The sequence below is a fragment of the Stappia indica genome (assembly GCF_001696535.1).
In the GTDB taxonomy this organism is placed as follows: Bacteria; Pseudomonadota; Alphaproteobacteria; order Rhizobiales; family Stappiaceae; genus Stappia; species Stappia indica.
In genome coordinates this window covers 404,147-422,099 of sequence record NZ_MBQE01000003.1, presented here as the reverse complement: position 1 = coordinate 422,099, position 17,953 = coordinate 404,147, and the positions used below count along the sequence as shown (strand labels likewise).

20 protein-coding genes are annotated in these 17,953 nt (G+C 65.9%); 10 read left to right on the top strand and 10 right to left on the bottom strand.

Annotation, left to right across the window (positions count from 1 at the left end):
* Nucleotides 1–136 precede the first annotated feature (136 nt).
* From ribB to BBX35_RS13270, 4 genes are all read right to left on the bottom strand, one after another.
* Complete coding sequence (gene ribB, locus BBX35_RS13285) at nt 137–1,456, bottom strand: 3,4-dihydroxy-2-butanone-4-phosphate synthase (protein WP_067220844.1); 1,320 nt, start codon at nt 1,454–1,456, stop codon at nt 137–139.
* Between the two features lie 68 nt (nt 1,457–1,524).
* Nucleotides 1,525–2,610, bottom strand: coding sequence for a chorismate synthase (gene aroC / locus BBX35_RS13280; protein WP_067221581.1), 1,086 nt, complete (start codon nt 2,608–2,610; stop codon nt 1,525–1,527).
* Nucleotides 2,611–2,705: 95 nt separating this feature from the next.
* Entirely contained in the window at nt 2,706–3,914 is a 1,209-nt protein-coding gene (locus BBX35_RS13275) for a DUF3095 family protein (RefSeq protein ID WP_067220841.1), read from the bottom strand.
* 139 nt (nt 3,915–4,053) lie between these two features.
* A complete protein-coding gene (locus BBX35_RS13270) occupies nt 4,054–4,512 on the bottom strand; it encodes a MarR family winged helix-turn-helix transcriptional regulator (RefSeq protein WP_067220840.1) in 459 nt (152 codons plus the stop codon).
* A 360-nt stretch (nt 4,513–4,872) separates the two neighbouring features.
* Here BBX35_RS13270 and BBX35_RS13265 point away from each other — a divergent pair, with 360 nt between their 5' ends.
* Nucleotides 4,873–5,133 (top strand): DUF1344 domain-containing protein, encoded by a 261-nt coding sequence (locus tag BBX35_RS13265; RefSeq protein ID WP_083206279.1) that lies wholly within the window; start codon nt 4,873–4,875, stop codon nt 5,131–5,133.
* A 13-nt stretch (nt 5,134–5,146) separates the two neighbouring features.
* Here BBX35_RS13265 and BBX35_RS13260 read toward each other — a convergent pair whose 3' ends face one another.
* Both BBX35_RS13260 and fabI read right to left on the bottom strand, forming a co-directional pair.
* A complete protein-coding gene (locus BBX35_RS13260; RefSeq protein ID WP_067220837.1) occupies nt 5,147–5,773 on the bottom strand; it encodes a histidine phosphatase family protein in 627 nt (208 codons plus the stop codon).
* A 97-nt stretch (nt 5,774–5,870) separates the two neighbouring features.
* The gene (gene fabI / locus BBX35_RS13255; protein WP_067220835.1) at nt 5,871–6,689 is read right to left on the bottom strand and encodes an enoyl-ACP reductase FabI; all 819 of its coding nucleotides are present in this window, start codon (nt 6,687–6,689) and stop codon (nt 5,871–5,873) included.
* 225 nt (nt 6,690–6,914) lie between these two features.
* Here fabI and BBX35_RS13245 point away from each other — a divergent pair, with 225 nt between their 5' ends.
* The gene (locus tag BBX35_RS13245) at nt 6,915–8,339 is read left to right on the top strand and encodes an FAD-binding oxidoreductase (RefSeq protein ID WP_067221574.1); all 1,425 of its coding nucleotides are present in this window, start codon (nt 6,915–6,917) and stop codon (nt 8,337–8,339) included.
* A 19-nt stretch (nt 8,340–8,358) separates the two neighbouring features.
* On the opposite strand, the gene BBX35_RS13240 is transcribed toward BBX35_RS13245, so the two are convergent.
* The gene (locus BBX35_RS13240) at nt 8,359–9,108 is read right to left on the bottom strand and encodes an SOS response-associated peptidase (RefSeq protein ID WP_067220830.1); all 750 of its coding nucleotides are present in this window, start codon (nt 9,106–9,108) and stop codon (nt 8,359–8,361) included.
* A 129-nt stretch (nt 9,109–9,237) separates the two neighbouring features.
* Between BBX35_RS13240 and BBX35_RS13235 the strand changes: the two genes are divergently transcribed.
* The 4 genes from BBX35_RS13235 to BBX35_RS13220 all read left to right on the top strand — a co-directional run bounded on the left by BBX35_RS13235 (nt 9,238) and on the right by BBX35_RS13220 (nt 11,148).
* Nucleotides 9,238–9,744 (top strand): hypothetical protein, encoded by a 507-nt coding sequence (locus BBX35_RS13235; RefSeq protein ID WP_067220828.1) that lies wholly within the window; start codon nt 9,238–9,240, stop codon nt 9,742–9,744.
* Between the two features lie 69 nt (nt 9,745–9,813).
* Nucleotides 9,814–10,236, top strand: a complete 423-nt coding sequence (locus BBX35_RS13230; protein WP_067220825.1) for an NUDIX hydrolase — start codon at nt 9,814–9,816, stop codon at nt 10,234–10,236.
* A gap of 106 nt (nt 10,237–10,342) precedes the next feature.
* The gene (locus BBX35_RS13225; RefSeq protein ID WP_067220823.1) at nt 10,343–10,732 is read left to right on the top strand and encodes a TIGR02301 family protein; all 390 of its coding nucleotides are present in this window, start codon (nt 10,343–10,345) and stop codon (nt 10,730–10,732) included.
* A gap of 143 nt (nt 10,733–10,875) precedes the next feature.
* A complete protein-coding gene (locus tag BBX35_RS13220) occupies nt 10,876–11,148 on the top strand; it encodes a hypothetical protein (RefSeq protein ID WP_067220820.1) in 273 nt (90 codons plus the stop codon).
* Between the two features lie 27 nt (nt 11,149–11,175).
* On the opposite strand, the gene BBX35_RS13215 is transcribed toward BBX35_RS13220, so the two are convergent.
* The gene (locus tag BBX35_RS13215) at nt 11,176–11,802 is read right to left on the bottom strand and encodes a LysE family translocator (RefSeq protein WP_067220818.1); all 627 of its coding nucleotides are present in this window, start codon (nt 11,800–11,802) and stop codon (nt 11,176–11,178) included.
* 204 nt (nt 11,803–12,006) lie between these two features.
* Between BBX35_RS13215 and BBX35_RS13210 the strand changes: the two genes are divergently transcribed.
* Nucleotides 12,007–12,693 carry a hypothetical protein gene (locus BBX35_RS13210; protein ID WP_088946105.1) on the top strand — a complete coding sequence of 229 codons (687 nt, stop codon included), beginning with the start codon at nt 12,007–12,009 and terminating at the stop codon, nt 12,691–12,693.
* A gap of 84 nt (nt 12,694–12,777) precedes the next feature.
* Here the strand turns inward: BBX35_RS13210 and BBX35_RS13205 are convergent, their stop codons facing one another.
* Nucleotides 12,778–14,040, bottom strand: coding sequence for a L,D-transpeptidase family protein (locus BBX35_RS13205; protein ID WP_171901450.1), 1,263 nt, complete (start codon nt 14,038–14,040; stop codon nt 12,778–12,780).
* A gap of 342 nt (nt 14,041–14,382) precedes the next feature.
* On the opposite strand from BBX35_RS13205, the gene BBX35_RS13200 reads away from it, so the two are divergent.
* On the top strand, nt 14,383–15,141 hold the full coding sequence (locus tag BBX35_RS13200) for a hypothetical protein (RefSeq protein WP_067220813.1): 759 nt from the start codon (nt 14,383–14,385) through the stop codon (nt 15,139–15,141).
* 68 nt (nt 15,142–15,209) lie between these two features.
* Here the strand turns inward: BBX35_RS13200 and BBX35_RS13195 are convergent, their stop codons facing one another.
* Nucleotides 15,210–16,025 carry a class II glutamine amidotransferase gene (locus BBX35_RS13195; RefSeq protein ID WP_067220810.1) on the bottom strand — a complete coding sequence of 272 codons (816 nt, stop codon included), beginning with the start codon at nt 16,023–16,025 and terminating at the stop codon, nt 15,210–15,212.
* A gap of 300 nt (nt 16,026–16,325) precedes the next feature.
* On the opposite strand from BBX35_RS13195, the gene ygfZ reads away from it, so the two are divergent.
* Complete coding sequence (gene ygfZ, locus BBX35_RS13190) at nt 16,326–17,246, top strand: CAF17-like 4Fe-4S cluster assembly/insertion protein YgfZ (protein WP_067220808.1); 921 nt, start codon at nt 16,326–16,328, stop codon at nt 17,244–17,246.
* A gap of 64 nt (nt 17,247–17,310) precedes the next feature.
* Entirely contained in the window at nt 17,311–17,904 is a 594-nt protein-coding gene (locus BBX35_RS13185; protein WP_067220805.1) for an HD domain-containing protein, read from the top strand.
* Nucleotides 17,905–17,953: the final 49 nt, after the last annotated feature.

Sequence of the window (17,953 nt, the reverse complement as noted above, 5' to 3'; positions counted from 1 at the left end):
TAAATACAGGTTGTGGTCGATGGGGCCACGTGCACAGTGATCGACTTGAGGCCGTGCCATTGGCACGGCCTCCTTTTTTGTGCAGCGGAGCATATTTCCGCTCCTGCGCGCATGCGCCGCAGGACAATGGAGCCTCTCAGGCTTCCCGGATCTCGGTCGACTCGATGACGATGCCGAAGCCTTCCAGGCCGACATAGCGGCGCTGGCGCGAGGCAAGCAGGGTGATCGAGTTGACGCCGAGGTCCTTTAGGATCTGTGCGCCGAGACCGATTTCCCGCCACTGCTCCTCGCGCGCCTGCGCCGACTGATGCTCTTCGGCCTCGGCCGCCGCCAGATCCGTGCGGGCGCGCCGCGCCTGCCGCGCCACGCCGACCGAGCCTTCGCGCAGGTACACGACGATGCCACGACCGCGCGCCGCAAAGTCCCGCATGACGTCGTCCATCACCCGCGCGTCGCCGAAGACGTCGTCGAGAACCGATTCCAGCTGCAGGCGGACCGGCACGTTGCGACCGTCCAGAATGTCGCCGAAGACCACCGCGACGTGGTGCATGGGATCATAGGGCGTCGAGTAGGTGACAGCATAAGCCGGCCCCGCGATCGTCTCGATCGGCTGCTCGGCGACCCGCTCGACCAGGCGCTCCATGCGCTGGCGCCAGGAAATGAGGTCCGCCACCGAAACCGACTTGAGATTATGGCGGGCAGCGAACTCGGCCACCTCGGGACCACGCTTCACGGTACCGTCGTCATTGACGAGTTCGGAGATCACGCCGACCTCCGGCAGGCCCGCGAGACGGCACAGATCGACCGCCGCCTCGGTATGGCCGGAGCGCATGAGCACGCCGCCCTCGCGGGCGACCAGCGGGAAGATGTGGCCCGGGCGAGCGAAATCCGCCGCCCCTGCATTGGGGTTGGCGAGGCCGCGCACGGTCGAGCAGCGCTCCTCGGCCGAGATGCCGGTGGTCAGGCCGTGGCGATAGTCGACCGAAATGGTGAAGGCCGTCGAGAGCGGCGCGTCGTTGTCGGCGACCATCGGGTCGAGCCGCAGCCGGCGCGCGTTGTCGCGGGTCATCGGAGCGCAGACGATGCCGGAGGTGTGGCGGACCATGAAGGCCATCTGCTCGGGAGTGATGAGCGAGGCCGCGACGATCAGATCGCCCTCGTTCTCCCGATCATCATCGTCGGTAACCACGAGCATTTCGCCGCGCTCGAAGGCGCGCAGCGCCTCCGCGACACGTGTCTGGGACATGTCCACGTTGGTAGATCCTTTCAAGCCGAGCAGGTCGTTCGGGGTGACCGCGCCGCCGGTGGCGACGGCGATCCGTTCCGCGCTTTCGCGCGAAACCCAAACGCCCGGGTCATTGCACAAAGCGGTGACTGCCGCAGGCGACAGGCCGGCACGGCGAGCGAACGCCGACCGGGTTTCCTTGTTGAGCGTGAGCCAAGCATCAAGACGCATGCCGGCATGCTAATGCGACATGAGTTCATTCACAATGAAAAACTGGATAGATTTCAGTATTACTGAAATCAGCCGACCTGACCACGATGGCGCAGGTAGTGATCGGCGATCACGCATGCCACCATCGCCTCGCCGACGGGCACGGCGCGGATGCCGACGCACGGGTCGTGGCGCCCCTTGGTGCGCACATCCACATCCTCGCCGGAGCGGGTGACGGAGCGGCGGGGCGTCAGGATCGACGAGGTCGGCTTGACGGCAAAGCGGGCAACCACCGGCTCGCCGGAGGAAATGCCGCCCAGAATACCGCCGGCATTGTTGGACAGGAACTGCGGGCGACCATCGGCGCCGATGCGCATCTCGTCCGCATTTTCCTCGCCGGTCAGGGCCGCGGCGTCGAAGCCGTTGCCGATCTCGACACCCTTTACCGCATTGATGGACATCAGCGCAGCGGCGATCTCCTGATCCAGCTTGCCGTAAAGCGGCGCGCCCAGCCCCGCCGGCACGCCCTCGGCAACCACCTCGACGACAGCGCCGACAGAGGAGCCATCCTTGCGGATCTGGTCGAGATACTCCGACCAGCGCGCAGCCGTCGTCGCATCGGGGCAGAAGAACGGATTGTTGCCGATCTCGTCCCAGTCCCAGCGGCTGCGGTCGACCTTGTGGGGTCCGATCTGGACCAGCGCACCGCGCACGACGAGACCCGGCACCACCTTTCGGGCAATGGCACCGGCGGCGACGCGGGCCGCCGTCTCGCGGGCCGACGAGCGCCCGCCGCCGCGATAGTCGCGAATGCCGTACTTGGCATCGTAGGTGTAGTCGGCGTGCCCGGGACGGTAGCTCTCGCGGATCTCGGAATAGTCCTTCGAGCGCTGGTCGGTGTTTTCGATCATCAGCGAGATCGGCGTTCCGGTGGTGCGCTGAACGCCATGATCGTCGCTCATCACGCCGGAGAGAATGCGCACCGCATCGGCCTCGCGCCGCTGGGTCGTGTATTTCGACTGGCCGGGCTTGCGCTTGTCGAGGAAGATCTGGATCTCGTCTTCGGTCAGTTCGATGCGCGGCGGGCAGCCGTCGACGACGCAGCCGAGGGCCGGGCCGTGGCTCTCGCCCCAGGTGGTGACACGGAAAAGGTGACCGAAGGTGTTGTGCGACATCTGCGTGATCCGGAACATGGCCGACGAGCGGGTTGGCACAGGTCTTCTAAAGCGCCGCGAGACCGAGGGAAACCGCAAAAGCAAACCATCGCGGATCAGGCAGGTGCACCTTGCGCCATTCCGCCGGCAAGTCGCTGCTTCAGGTCCTGGGCCGCACGGGCATATCCGCCATCGGCACCGTCGATGAAGTGGATATGGCGATTGTCCTCGAGGCTGAAGACGAGGCAGGTCATCAACGCTTCGCTGGAGACGTGAAGGCCGTAGGCGAGTCGTCCGCTCGCCTCCTCGCGGGCGAGATACGCGGTCAGCGCCCCCAGCTCGCGGCTGTCGAGGTCCAGCACGAGGCGCAGGGTGTCGTCGAACTTGCGGAAATCGGTGTTGAGTGCAACCTGGTGCAGATAGCGCTCGGGCTCGAACGGCCCGAGACGGCGACCGGTGGCAACGCCGAAGACGAAGGCGGCGCACGCCGCCAGGCCCGACAGATAGGTGCGCCAACGCCCCCTCTTCCACCCGACCATCCGTGCTTCCAGTTTCAGCCCCGAGGGGGGAAACCGAAACCGCAACGAACTCCGCCGCACCGGCGCACTTGCGGGATCAGCACCCGTGAGGTCGATGCCGAGCATGCCGCGAAGATCCTCGAGAATGCCGCTGAGGTCCTCCACCCGCCCACTTGCCGGACGCAGCAGCAGCGTCGCCATCCGCCCCCGGCGCGCCGGCAACGCCTCCCAGCGGCAGGACAGGCCGTCGAGCGGCGCCGGCTCCACCACATCGGGCTCGACCAGACGATACGGCTCCACGCGCGCCTCGTCCTTGAGGATCGTCTCCGCCAGCTCGATGCCGCCGCCGGCGAACATCGCAAGGTTGTTGCCTCGGCTGAGTTCGAACTTCGCGACGCGGAGATCGGCACCTGCCTCGCGCAGCGCCGCGACCGGGATCGCGGCGACGCGCAGCCGAAGGTCGCTCGTCTGTCGCGCCATCACACGAACGGAGACCAGCGCACGGCTCGCCGCCTCCACCAGGGCGGGCGGCACCGCAACCAGCGCACCGTCCCCGCCGAACACGAAGGGAAGGTCGGCACGCCCGGCGACATTCAGTACGGCAGTGACCACCGCAGCCGCCACCATGTTGACGTCCTTGTAGCGCCCGGCGGCGATCGCATCACGCGAGCGCACGATATCGGAGGCCAGCAGCGTCCAGTCTTCGGGCATGGGAGCAAAGGCCGTGGCATCGCTGACCTTTGCGAATTCGCTGAACACCGGCAGGGACTGGTAGAAGAGCTCGCTGTCCGCACTCACATCCGTCATGGCACCACCATTTCGCCCCGTACCCAGTGTCCGCCAGCCGCACGAGAGGCGCAAGGCGCCGCGCCCCGCGCGCTGGCGATAGCGCGGGCAGACCTGAAACCTGCAGGAAAAGACGAAAGCCGGCGGGCAATCCGCGCCGTCAGGCTTTCAGCAAGCGCAAACGCAATTCGTTGAGCCGTCGGGACAGGTCCCGCGCCTCGTCCGCGTCGAGATCGACGGCCGCGGCAATACACTCGGGCACCGAGCGCGCAGCCTGCTCCAGTTCGCGCCCTTTCGGGGTCAACTGAACGCGTACGACACGCTCGTCCTCCGCATCCCGCGAACGACGAATGAAGCCCAGCACCTCGAGCCGCTTGAGAAGCGGTGTCAGCGTGTTGGATTCCAGATCCATGTGGCGGCCGATATCCTTCACCATCCGGTTGTCGGCCTGCCACAGCAGCACCATCACCAGATATTGCGGATAGGTCAGGCCCAGATCGGCGAGCGCCTTGCGATACAAGTGATTGAACGCGTGCGAGGCCGCATAGACGGAAAAGCACAGCATCTCTTCCGGCAGGCCGCAGGTCGTCTGGTCGTTACGTGTGGTGTCGCTGGCCATCTCGCATCTCCTGTCCCGATCGATATAGGTCGCGCGCGATCTTTCGGCAAGGCCTGGCTGAAAAATGTGCCGCCGCGGGTTCGGGCGTACGAGACGTGTTGTTGCCTCCCAGCACCCCTTTCTCAGCGGAGAGGCCCGCCATCGAAAGGCCACGCTTGCCCCTTACCACCCGCTCTGCTCGCCGGTCGCATCCAGGCTCGGGCGCCGCCGTCGGCCCTATGGCAGACCGTGCATCGCCGCCCAAATCCCCGATGAACCAGCAACTTGCGCCTGAGCTTCTGCCGATCCCCACTTGACGCCAGAGCCCGGGTTTTGTTCGATCCTGCTCCGAGCCAAACAAGCGGCTCCACGGAGACCACGATGAAACGCATGCTGCAGATGACCCTTGCCGCCATCATGCTGACGATCGCCGGAACGGCGGCCGCATTGGCAGGCGAGGTTGAGGCGACGATCGTAGAGATCCGCCCGGATGCCTCCGTGATGGTACTGTCCGACGGCCAGACCTACTCGATCCCGGTCGACTTCTTCGTCGACGACCTGAAGCCGGGCATGCGGGTGCTGGTTTTCTATGACGAATCCACCAGCAATCGCATGCTGACCGACGTCCAGATCCTGGACTGACCGCGTCAGGCGGTCAGACCCATTCCAGTTCCCCATCCTTCCAGACGAGGAAGCGGTCCTGCGGGGTGTCGAGTGTCGGAATTTCCGGCTGCGGCACCGACAGCAGGCGCCCCTGCAACACGCGCATCACGCCGCCGTGGGAGACCACGACGGCGGGCCGCGTGACCGTCGCCAGCCATGCGTCGATGCGGCTCGCCAGCATGCGGTAGCTCTCGCCTTCCGGCGGCACGAAGCCCCACTTGTCGGCCTTCCTTGCCGCGGTCAGCTCGGGTGTCTGCTCCGCCAGTTCCGGGATGGTGTAGCCTTCCCAGGCCCCGAAGGTGATCTCCCGCAGCCGCTCGTCGCGCTGACACAGATCCATCGACAGGCCGAGTTCGCCGCACACCAGCTCCATCGTCTCGACTGCCCGTGACAGCGGGGAGACGAAATAGGACAGGTCGTCGAGGGCGATGTCCCGTTCCTTCAGGTAGTCCCGAAGGGCGGCGCCATTGCGCCTGGCCTGGCCGCGCCCCGTATCGTTCAGCGGAATGTCCCGCTGGCCCTGCATGCGTCCTTCAGCATTCCAGTCCGTCTGCCCATGGCGGATGAAGACCAGGAAAGGGGGAAAGAAGCGGGACGCACCCGCACCGGCATTGCTCATCGTACCTCCGAAGACGCGACGCGACGGCGAACGGCTGCCTGCCCCCCTTGGCAGGCCCTCGCCGCATGGCGGCACTCTTGCGTTTGTTCGGAAAAGGTCAGTCCTTGACCACCGAGATGTCGGGAGCGTCCACCGACTTCATGCCGACAATGTGGTAGCCACAATCGACATGCTGGATTTCGCCGGTCACGCCGCGTCCGAGATCGGACAGCAGGAACAGGGCGGCGTCGCCGACCTCCTCGATGGTGACGGTGCGGCGCAGCGGCGCGTTGTACTCGTTCCACTTGAGGATATAGCGGAAGTCGCCGATGCCGGAAGCGGCCAGCGTCTTGATCGGGCCGGCGGAAATGGCGTTCACGCGAATGGCGGCCTTGCCGAGGTCGACGGCGAGATAGCGCACGCTCGCCTCGAGCGCTGCCTTGGCGACGCCCATGACGTTGTAGTGCGGCATGACCTTCTCGGCACCGTAATAGGTGAGGGTCAGCATGGAGCCGCCGTCGGTCATCAGCTTCTCGGCGCGCTGGGCGACGGAGGTGAACGAGTAGCAGGAGATCTGCATCGTGTTGCGGAAGTTGTCCGCAGACGTATCGACATAGCGGCCGGTCAGCTCGTCCTTGTCGGAGAAGGCTACCGCGTGGACGAGGAAGTCGATCTTGCCCCACATCTTCTCGATACGGGCAAAGACGTCGTCGATGGTGGACTCGTCCAGCACATCGCAATGTCCGACAACCTGTGCGCCGAGCTCGTTGGCCAGCGGCTCGACGCGCTTGCGCAGCGCATCACCCTGATAGGTAAGGGCAATTTCGGCTCCCGCATCGGCGAGCGCCTTGGCGATCCCCCAAGCGATGGACCGATTGTTCGCGACACCCATGATAAGGCCGCGCTTTCCAGCCATCAGTCCCTGCGTCATCGCCATGCTTACGTCTCCAGCAAGTCCATACATGCAGCGGTCGCCACACAGGCCGAACGCCAACCGCCCCCGCACCACAACCGGCAGTCCGGGACGGTTCCTATGGCACAGGCCCCCAACTGCTTCAAGCCACTGGCCATTGCCTGTCCCGCGTCGACTGCCCCGCAAAATGTGATATGCGTGACCGCCGGAATTTCCGCTCTCCCCGTTTCCATCATGCCGGTCCAGCCCATGCCCGAATCAAGCCTCCTCTCCCCGCTCGTCGATATCGTCGGACCGCGCAATGCGCTGACCGACCCTGCCGACATGGCGCCGTACCTGCGCGAGTGGCGCGACCTGTATCAGGGCGAGACCCCTCTCGTGCTGCGTCCGGGCACGCGGGAGGAAGTGTCGGCGATCCTCGCCCATGCCGACCGCACCGGCCTCAAGATCGTGCCGCAAGGCGGCAACACCGGCCTCGTCGGCGGACAAATTCCCAATGATTCCGCTAGGGAAATCGTACTCAGCCTGGGCCGTCTCAATCGCCTCCGCGAGGTCGACGCACAGGGCTACACGATGACCGTCGAGGCCGGCTGTACGCTGCAGGCGATCCACGATGCGGCGGACGAGGTGGAGCGTCTGTTCCCCCTGACGCTGGGCTCCCAGGGGTCTTGCCAGATCGGCGGCAACATCGCCACCAATGCCGGCGGCACCGCCGTGCTGGCCTACGGCAACACCCGCGACCTCGTTCTCGGACTGGAAGTCGTGCTGCCCGACGGGCGCGTCGTGGAGGGCCTGAGAGGCCTTCGCAAGGACAACACCGGTTACGATCTGAAACAATTATTTATCGGTTCCGAGGGCACTCTCGGGGTCATCACGGCGGCCGTCCTGAAGCTTTATCCACGGCCGCGGGCACAGGACGTCGCCTTCGTCGGACTGGCGTCGCCGGGAGATGCGCTGGAGCTGTTCACCCGCGCCCGCGCCCGCGCCGGCGCCATGCTGACCGGCTTCGAGCTGATGCCGCGGGTCGGCCTGGAGTTTTCTGTCCGTCATCTGACCGGTGCCCGCGATCCGCTGCAGGCCCCCTCTCCCTGGTACGTTCTGATGGAGCTGTCCTCGGGCACGGAAGGCGAGGACGGCGAAAACCCGACACGCACCCTGATGGAGACCATTCTCGGCGAAGCCTACGAGGCTGGACTGGTCGAGGACGCCGCGCTTGCCGAATCGGTCGCGCAGGCTGCTGCCTTCTGGCATCTGCGCCACGGCATGTCCGAGGTCCAGCGCGAGGAAGGCGGATCGATCAAGCACGACGTTTCAGTGCCGGTCGCCAGCGTCCCCGCATTCCTGTCGGAAGCGATCGCCGCCGTCGAGAAGATGGTGCCGGACTGCCGGCCCGTCCCCTTCGGCCACATGGGCGACGGCAACATCCACTTCAACGTCAGCCAGCCGGTGGGCGCCGACAAGGCGGCCTTCCTCGCGCGCTGGGACGAGATGAACGAACTCGTCCACGGCATCGTGCTGAAGTTCGGCGGATCGATTTCGGCCGAACACGGCATCGGCCGGCTGAAGCGCGATCTTCTCGGCGAGGTGAAGAGCCCGGTCGAAATGGACCTGATGCGGCGCATCAAGGCCGCCTTCGACCCCAACAACACGCTCAACCCCGGGCGGGTGCTCTAAGTCCGGGTCACGTCGAGGGTCAAAACAGATCGAGCTGGCCGGCATCGCGCCCGGCCGGCTGCGCGCGCTCTGCGGCCGGCATCTCCTGCATCGCCACCTGATCCGTCAACGCCTCGTCGTCGTCGCGCGCGGAATTGACCCGCTGGGATACCGGCACGGCTTCGAAAAAGCCGTCCGGGGCGGGGCGCAACAGCGCGAGCGCCTCCTTCACCGAAGTGCCGCCGACATCGAGCCAGGTGTCGAAATCCTCCGGCGCGATGACCGCCGGCATACGGTGGTGGATCGGCGCGAGCGAGGCATTGGCGGCAACGGTAAGCAGCGCTCCCGTCTCGATCTCGCCGCCATCCGGATCGCACCATTCCTCCCACAGTCCGGCGAGCGCGACCAATTTGCCGTCACGCGGCCTGATATACCACGGCTGCTTCGAGCCGTCGGACGGGCGGTGCCACTCATAATAACCGCTGGCCGGAACGAGGCAGCGCCGATGGCGAATCGCCCCCCTGAAGGACGGCTTCTCGGCCACCGTCTCGGCCCTTGCATTGATCAGCAGCGAAAACGCGGAGGGATCTTTCACCCAGCCCGGCACCAGCCCCCAACGCACGAGCGCGAAGCGCCGCGCCCCGTGGGCCTGGCGGATGGTCGCGATCGGCTGGGTCGGCGCGATGTTGAAGCGCGGCGGCATACCTTCGGCACCGGGGGCATCCCCCAGATACCCGAATACATTTCGCAGCTCCTCTTCGGTGGCTTTCAGGGCGAACCGGCCGCACATGAAGTCTCGTCCTTGCTGGCTTGCCCTTGCTCCGGGGGGCGACGGGGTTGTTATCGTATTCGCGTAATTAGGCAAATTGAAACCCGGAGCACTTAAGACTGCCAGGACTGGATCGTCAAAGGACGTCAAATGACCCTCGCGGAACCGACATTGGGAGAAGGGCATCTTTCGGCCGACAGGCTGGCTGCGGCGAACATCAATCCCCGCACCGGGCTTGCGACCGACTACCTCAATCATTTCAATGAGGTAGTCATGCTGCTCGAAATGCTCCCCGACATGCCGGATTGCGCGGAAGACGTCCTGGACTGGCAGCCGCTCAGCTACGAACAGCATTTCGAGGCGTCGAACTTCGCCGAGAAGCACCTTGCGGTCGACGCCTTTCGGGCGGCGCCGGCAGCCGTGCGCAAGGCATTGAAGGACGTCGTGGCAACGCTCGACACCGCCGTTTGCGAAAAGCAGGGGCGCCTGCGCGAGAGCGACGACATCACCGCCATAGCGCCGGTCATCGCCCGTCAAACCGTGGAGGAGGTCAAGCCGCTGATCGCCACGGCCAGCGCGATCATCCATGGCCATCTCGATCCGGCGAGCGTCGCCGAGACCGACTCGCAAGCCTCCATCGACGCGCTTTTCGCCTGATCCCTTCCCCTGCCGGTACATCTTCCCGGTACATCTTGCCGTATCGCCGCGCCGTGGCATGCTTCGGCCATGAGCGATTCGAACCATCCCCGCCTCGGCGTCAGCGTTTTCCTTCGGCATGAAGACAAGGTCCTGCTGGTGAAACGCGGCAAGGAGCCCTTCGCCGGCTACTGGAGCCTACCTGGCGGGTCGGTGGAGTTTGGAGAGCGGCTTCGCGACGGCGCGGCGCGCGAGCTCTTCGAGGAGACGGGCCTGTCGGCGGACCTCGATCCCGTGCCCATGGAACTCGCCGAACTGCTTCCCGAAGAGGCCGCACCGGGGCGGCATTTCGTCATTGCCGTGTTTCGGGGCTCGGCGCCGCGGGGGGAGCTGGTGGCCGGCGACGATGCAGCCGACGCGGCATTCTGCGACCCCGCTTCTCTCGGCGAGCTGCTCATGACGCCGGGAACGGCCGCCCGTGTCCTGCGCCTGGCCGGCCGCACGTGTGCGTGAATCCTGCGCAAAAGTCTGGGCCCGCCTCCCCTTGCGGAACAGCAGCGGACAGCGCATCTTGCCGGCCATGAAACGACCGTTCCGCCCGCTTCGGCATCCCCTCAGCATGTTGCCGCTCGCACTGGCGCTCGCGCTCCAGCTGCCGGCCGCCGCGCTGCAGTCCGCTGCGGCACAGGTTCCGGCCCGGGCGGAGGATCCCCCATACGAGGTCGAGCTGATGCGGCTCTCCGAAATCCTCGGCGCCCTGCATTACCTCCGTCCCCTCTGCGGCTCGCCCGACGGCAGCGTGTGGCGCGACGAGATGGAGTCCCTGCTGGATGCGGAGGTGCAGGACGATGAGCGCCGGCGCCGCTTCATCGAACGCTTCAACCAGGGCTATCGGGGCTTTTCATCGGTTTACGTCAAATGTACCCCGGCAGCGGAAGCCGCTCTGGCCCGCTATATCGAGGAAGGCGGCGCGTTGATCCGCAACGTCACCACCCGCTACAACCGCTGAAATCCTGAAGCGGCGTTAACCATATTCTTCGGAATTTAGCGAAGGTTTTAAGCTTTTCTTTACGGTCCCGCTCCGACTCACGCACAGTGAGGGCTGCACGACGCATCGACCGGACGCGTCGACAAAAAATCAGGCAGCCGCAAATGCACGACAGCGAAAACACCGAAACCGAGTTCGAAGACGGCCCGGTCACCGATCAAGACATCCGGCGGATGGCCCTCGGCTATATCGATCATGCGTTTGCGGAGGCGGTCGCCGACGGTCTGGACTCTGCCGCGGTCGCCCATGCAGCGCTCTTCACCGCCTTCGTCGACCTCGTCACCACCTTCGGCGAGGAAGCGGTCGCCCAGCTTGCCGAAGGCTTGCCCGAGCGGGTTCGCCGCGGAGACTACACGCTGTTCAAACCGATGCACTGACGGCCCGGGGGCGTGCCCGGCACGCCCTCACAAAAGATACAGATGGACGAAGATCGCCAGCCCGAAGACGCACAGTGCGCTGCCGGCGATGCGATTGATCCACAAGAGCCAGGTATCGTTCATCCTTTCACGCAGATGCGAAACGAGCGACGCCAGCAGGATCCACCAGATCAGTGCGCCCGACAGCACGCCGAACACCAGGGTGGCGGCGCCGATGTAATTGCCCGGATCCGGCGCCCACTCACCAAGACTGCCGAAGATCGCCAGAAATCCGAGCACGACGCCCGGATTGGTGGCGGTCATCGCAAAGCCGCCGACGAGGCCGGACATCAGCCCTTGCGGCGCGTCGTCCCCCGCTTCGAAGTGGGGTCGCGTCAACAGGATGCGAATACCGAAGAGAATCACCAGAACGCCGCCGACCGACTGGATGATCCGGCTGTGCTGCTCGACGAAATCGGAGACGGCGGTCACCCCGAACGCGGCAAACGTGGCGTAGATCCCGTCCGCCAGCATCGCGCCGAACCCGGCACACAGGCCCGGTACAAGCCCGGAGCGGAATGCGCGCTGGATCACCGCGATGTTGACCGGACCGACCGGCGCACTGGTGGCGATGCCGATGCCCAGCCCGATGAAAAAGAACAAGGGTTCCTGCAAAAGCTCCCGACCTTCTGCCAGCGGACAGCTCCGCAGCCTGCACCCGACAATCCCTAACCAACTGACCCGGCAAGCTCAACCGTTCCGGCGAAACCGTCCGGGGACGGTATGCGACGTTTCATCGCCAAGGCGTGATTTCCCCCTCCCCCGGCTTGGTATAGGGTCTGCTGTCGAGAGCCCGCCTCGACAACAGGAATGATCGACATGCATGCTGGACCGGCCCTTGCCGCCCTTCTGCTCACAGTTGCGCTCAGCACGTCCGCAAGCGCCGAGGCTGCGACCGTCCAGACGGAGCGGATCCAGGTGACGCCTAAGGAAGCCCCGGCGGACACCACGCAGATCCCCTCCGACGCGCTGGAGACGCCTGCTGCCGCGCCGGAGCCGGGCACCGCCGCTTCGGGCGCCTATGGTGCGCAGCCTCTCAATCTTCCCGAGGTGAAATACGGCGACGCCGACCTGCCGAAGGCAGTTGCCCGCACGCGCGCCCAGTTGCTGGAGGCTGCCCATGCCGGCGATCTCGACCGCTTCCGCATGGTGCTGGAGGGCAACGAGATGATGCCCACGCTCTCCTTCGGCGAGACCGATGACCCGATCGAGTTCATCAAGGCGAGCTCCGGCGACGGAGAGGGGCTGGAGGTGATGGCGATCCTGACCGAGCTGCTGGAGACCGGCTACGTGCATGCCGACCAGGGCACGGCCCAGGAAATGTATATCTGGCCGTACTTCTCGCGCATTCCGCTCGCCCGGCTGACCAGGGAGCAGAAGGTGGAGATGTACCGCGTCGTCACCTCCGGCGATCTCGCCGACATGGAGGCGACCGGCGCCTGGACTTTCTACCGCGTCGGCATCGGACCGGACGGCACGCTGCATTATTTCGTCGCCGGCGATTGATTGCCGGACAGCGCGACCTGCACTGAAAAAGCGGCGGAGGGCATACCCTCCGCCGCTTTTTTGTCAGGCCCTCGGCCTTGAGGCTTACTGGCGGGTCATCACCACGAAGTCGGTGCCCAGCCCCGAATGCAGGCGGAACGGACGGTCGGTTACCATCAGCGACGACCCGAGGGCGAGGTTCTCCTCCACGAAGGCACGCGCCTCCGGTGTCCATTCGATCCGGTCGAGAACCGCCTCCGGCGTGCGGTTCTCCGCCTCGTCCGCCACCACCGTCATCCAGCGCGGCTCGGCGCCGGGTGCAAGGCCGGCAATTGCGGTAAACAGATGCGTGCCGAGCGGCTGGTCCGGATCCTTCAGCACGACATTGGCCGAATAGATCTCCTTGAAGTTCCGCCGGACATAAAGCCGGCCGGTCGCCGGGCCCGCCTCGCCCGCGTCCGCATAAAGCGCGCGCAGGACCAGATCGGTCGGCTCGCCCGTCACCGGCAGTTCGGCGCCTTCCTGGAAAAGGCGGATCGCAGCGCGGGTCTTGCGCCCCATCACGCCGTCGGCAGGACCGGGGTCGTAGCCGAGACGGTCGAGCACCCGCTGCATGTCGCGCAGCCGTTCCTGTGCGGAGGTCGGCGTCACCAGAATGCGCAACGGCTCGGACGGCAGCTGCAGAGCCGGCTCAGTGGGACCGATGGAGCCGACGGTGCCCGCCTCTCCGTCGGTCACGGCGCCCGGCAGGCCCGGCCGCAGTTCGGCCGACAGGCTGGCGACTTCGGTCTCGGCCAGGCGCAGGGCGGGCAGCGCCGCATGGGTAACAGAGCGCGGCTCGGCCCGCTTGCGCGTGACGATCACATGGGCGCCGCGATCGGTCATCGAGAACAGCTGCTGGGCGAAGGCGCGCGGCATGCGGATGCAGCCATGCGAGGCCGGATAGTTCGGCACGACGCCCTCGTGCAGGGCAATACCGGACCAGGTCAGCCGCTGCATGTAGGGCATCGGCGCGTTGTTGTAGAGGTTGGAAAAGTGGCGCCGCCGCTTTTCCAGGATGCTGAAGACGCCGGTCGGCGTGCCATGGCCGCGCTTGCCCGACGAGATCCGCGTGGTCTCGATCAGCTTGGTGCCGCGGTAGACCTCGAGCTTCTGGTCGTCCAGCGACACGAGGATCTGCAGGGGCATGTCCGGATCGTCGGCCTGCGCCGTTGCGCCCGCGCCTGCAATCGGTGTCATCGGCGCCGGATCGCGAGCGATCGCGGCACCGCCGCCCATCGTCATCGCCCCGGCGGCGAGAAGCAATGCGGCAAGGGCGGACGGGAACCGGCCGGCGCCGGGGATTGTCTCGCGGGAAATCTCGATCATTCGAACAACCTTCGCAGTCTCACGGATGCGGCTTGAGCCAAATCTAGCGCAAAGCCGTAAATCCCTCGTTATTTGCCGCATATCTTGTCCCGAAACCTGCTCAACTTGCCGTGATTGCTGTCACAGGCCGGCGCTTGTTGGCCCGTGTGCCCGATTCGCGATTGTCCACACAAAACAGCCCGGACATGGAGAAATAACCTTGCCCTTGCGGGGCGTTTCCCGATTGCGACTCAGAACGCGATTCGGAATCGTTTAACCAAGACGGCCATCTCCGGCCGGGCACCCAAAAGACAAGACGAGAGATCGCGCCGCCCCTTTTCGGGGTCGGCAAAGGAGATTGCCGTGTTCAAGAGCCAGAATAGCCAGAACCGCACCGCCGCACCGCGTTTTACCGACATCAACGAGATCTGCATGTCAGACTGCCCGGTGGAGGTGGATGCGTTGCCGGCAGTCAACAAGCTACTCCAGCACCATGCGTGCTTCCGCAACATGAGCGAGACTTTCGAGGCGGGGCTTTTCGACATCGTCGAGATGAACTTCGTGGAGTGCAATCCGCTTCAGGAGCGGGCCTTGAGAGAGCTGGTCCACCTGCTGTCGCGGCGGATCCTCGACATTTTCGAGGCGTCTCTCTTGATGAAGCAGCTTGCGCTGGAGGACGGCACGGCGACGCTGACCAGCGGCCAGATCGCCCTCTTCATCGAAACCGCCCGCGAAGAAGCCCAGATCCAGTGCCTCGACATCAACGAGCTGCGGCCTGCGTCGGAGGAGTTCGCCTATGCTGCCGTGCTGAAGACGGTGTTCGACGAGCTGCGCGCCTATCTCGGCCTGCCGACTCTGGATCTCGAATTCCTGATCGGCGACATCAAGGCCTGTCTCGATCTCGTCGTCCAGCGGCATGTCTGGCGCCGCATCCGCATCGAGACGGAGACCCATCGCCGGGTCGGCGAGCAGATCGAGTCGCTGATGGCCTTGGCGAGCGATGCCGGCCACAACCGCATCCCGCGGCTTTTCACCATTCGCCCGATCCCGGCGAGCGCCCGCATAGCCTCGATGACCGCCGCCTTCGGCAAGGGCCGCGGCTCGCTGCCGAGCCCTGCCTGATCTCGACTTCCCCGCCAGGCCCGTTGTGATCCGAACGCCCTGCACGAAACCGTGCGGGGCGTTCTTTCTTAGGCAGACAGCGACCGCAGCGAGGTGGTGTGGGAAGGAGCGACGGCGATCGCATGCACGTCGAGCCTGCCCGGCGCCAGTTCGTAGAGTTGGTCCTGCTCCACCGCCCGCCAACGCGCGCAAGGCCCCTCCAGCGGCTCGGACGCGAAGGCGCGCCCGCCATGATCGAGGCAGTCCGACAGGTAGAGCGTCGGCGCCTGACGGTCGTCCGCGAAGCGGAACGCGAAGATCCGCGTGCCATCGCTGAAGGCGCAGGTCAGGCGGATCGGCTGGCCGGCCGTGCCGCGGCGCGCGGCGATGCCGAGCAGCTGGCCCAGCGTCCTGCGCAGGGCGCCCGGCGCATCCGCGTCCAGCCCGTTCGACAGCATCATCAGGAAGAAGAGTTCGGAATCGGTCGTACCCCGGCGCAGGGCGTAGTAATCGTCGCCGATCAGCGCCTCCATGTCCCGCCGCAGATGCCCGAAATTGCCGATGCCGCCATTGTGCATGAACGCCCAGCAGCCATGGGTGAACGGATGGCAGTTCTCGCGCGATGAGGCGCCGGTGGTGGCGGCGCGCACATGCGCCAGGAACAGGCGAGAGCGCACCAGCCGGCAGATGCTCGGCAGGTTGGTGTCGGCCCAGGCCGGCAGCACGTCCTTGAACAGGCCGGGCTCGGGAAGGTGGCCGTACCAGGCGATGCCGAAGCCGTCGCCGTTGACGCGCAGCTTTGCCTCCTGGGCGTCCTGGCTCTGCACCAGCAGCGAGTGGCGCGGCCGGGCGATGATGTTTTCCAGCGGAATTTCGGTACCGATATAGGCAGCCAGTCGGCACATGGCAGCAAACCCGAGAAACTGCCGGAAATGCCGGCAACAGGGCCCGATAGCGGGATAGGGGTGAAAAAATCGACCCGAGAGGATCGTAGCGCGAAGAGGGTAACAAACCGTGTCGATTTTTCGGCGGAGCTCCCGCCGCTTCGCGCTTTTGCGCAGGTTTCGCGCATCTCAGTCGACAGCGACGGTCCCCTTGTTGGCTACCGCGTTCCGGCCTATGTCGCGAGAAACGGATTGCGGCCGGTGCGAGTCGGCCTGCACCATCGACATTCACCGCGAGGACAACCGAGGAGCGGCGACGCGATGAGTGATGACACACCCAACGAGCAGGCGGTGGCGGACGACGGCCAGTCGCGCCTCATCCTTCTCCCCTCGCGCGCGGTCATTCGCGTCGCCGGGACGGAGGCGCATGGCTTCCTCCAGAACCTGCTGACCTGCGACATGGACGATGTCGATGCGGATGGCGCCGGCTACGGCGCCTTGTTGACGCCGCAGGGCAAGATCCTGTTCGACTTCCTGGTGATCGCGGACGAAGGCGGCTACCTGCTCGACACGCAGCAGGAGACGGCGGCCGACTTCGCCCGCCGCCTCGGCTTCTACAAGCTGCGCTCCAAGGTCGAGATCGCCGACGTGAGCGAGACGCTGAAGGTTGCGGCGGCCTTCGGGCCGGAGCCGGAGGCCGAGGGCTGCCTCGTGGTCGCCGACCCGCGCCTTGCCGGCTTCGGCTGGCGCGTGATCGGCCCGCCCGCCGCCGTCGATGCGCTTGCCACCGGCGAAAGCGAGGCGAGCTATCACGCGCGCCGGGTTGCCTTCGGCGTGCCGGAAGCGCCCTTTGACTTCGCGCTCGGTGATGCGTTCCCCCATGATGCGGACATGGACGACCTCAACGGCGTTGCCTTCGACAAGGGCTGCTTCATCGGCCAGGAAGTGGTGAGCCGGATGCGCCATCGCGGCACTGCACGCCGCCGCATCATCAAGGTGACCGGTGCGAGCGCCCTGCCCGCTCCCGGAACGGAGATCCTTGCCGGCGAAAAACCGGCCGGCACGCTCGGAACCGTCGACGGCAACGCCGGCCTTGCGCTGGTACGGCTCGACAGGATCGCGCAGGCTGTCGCCCGCGGCGAGCAAGTAGCGGCCGGCGGCGTAGCTTTGCAGCCTACCCTGCCGGACTTCGCCACGTTCACCTGGCCGGAGACCTCGGCCAATGCCGAGACCGCGGAATGACGGCGGCGCGTCCGTGAGCCGGCCTGCCGGAAAGAAGGCGGAGCCTGCACGCGCCTGGCAGCGGATGCTGTCCGGCCGGCGGCTCGACCTGCTGGACCCTTCGCCGCTCGATGTCGAAATCGAGGATATCGCCCACGGTCTCGCGCGGGTGGCCCGCTGGAACGGTCAGACCGTCGGCGACAACGCGTTTTCCGTCGCCGAGCATTCGCTGCTGGTGGAGCGGCTCGCGCTGCAGATGGAGCCGGGCCTGTCGCCCGATAGCTGCCTGACGATCCTGCTGCACGACGCGCCCGAATATGTCATCGGCGACATGATCTCGCCGTTCAAGGCGGTGATGGGCGGCAGCTACAAGGAGATCGAGGCACGGCTGCAGGCGGCGATCCACATGCGATTCGCGCTGCCGGCCGCAACGCCCGCGATCCTGCGCAAGCTGACCAAGAAGGCGGATCATGTCGCCGCCTATTTCGAGGCGGTCGAGCTTGCCGGCTTCAGCGACGAGGAGGCCTGTCGCCTGTTCGGGGAGCCGACCGGTTTCCCCAAGCGGCGCGGGCAGCCGCCCCGCCTGGGTCTCGAGGGCCTGCCGGCCGCCCGGGCGCAGAGCCTGTTCCTCGAGCGATTTTCCGAGCTCGAACACGCTCGCGCATCGGCAAGCCGGTGACATGCGCGGGCACAGGCCTTAAATAATTCAGGTGGCACCGCAGGACAGT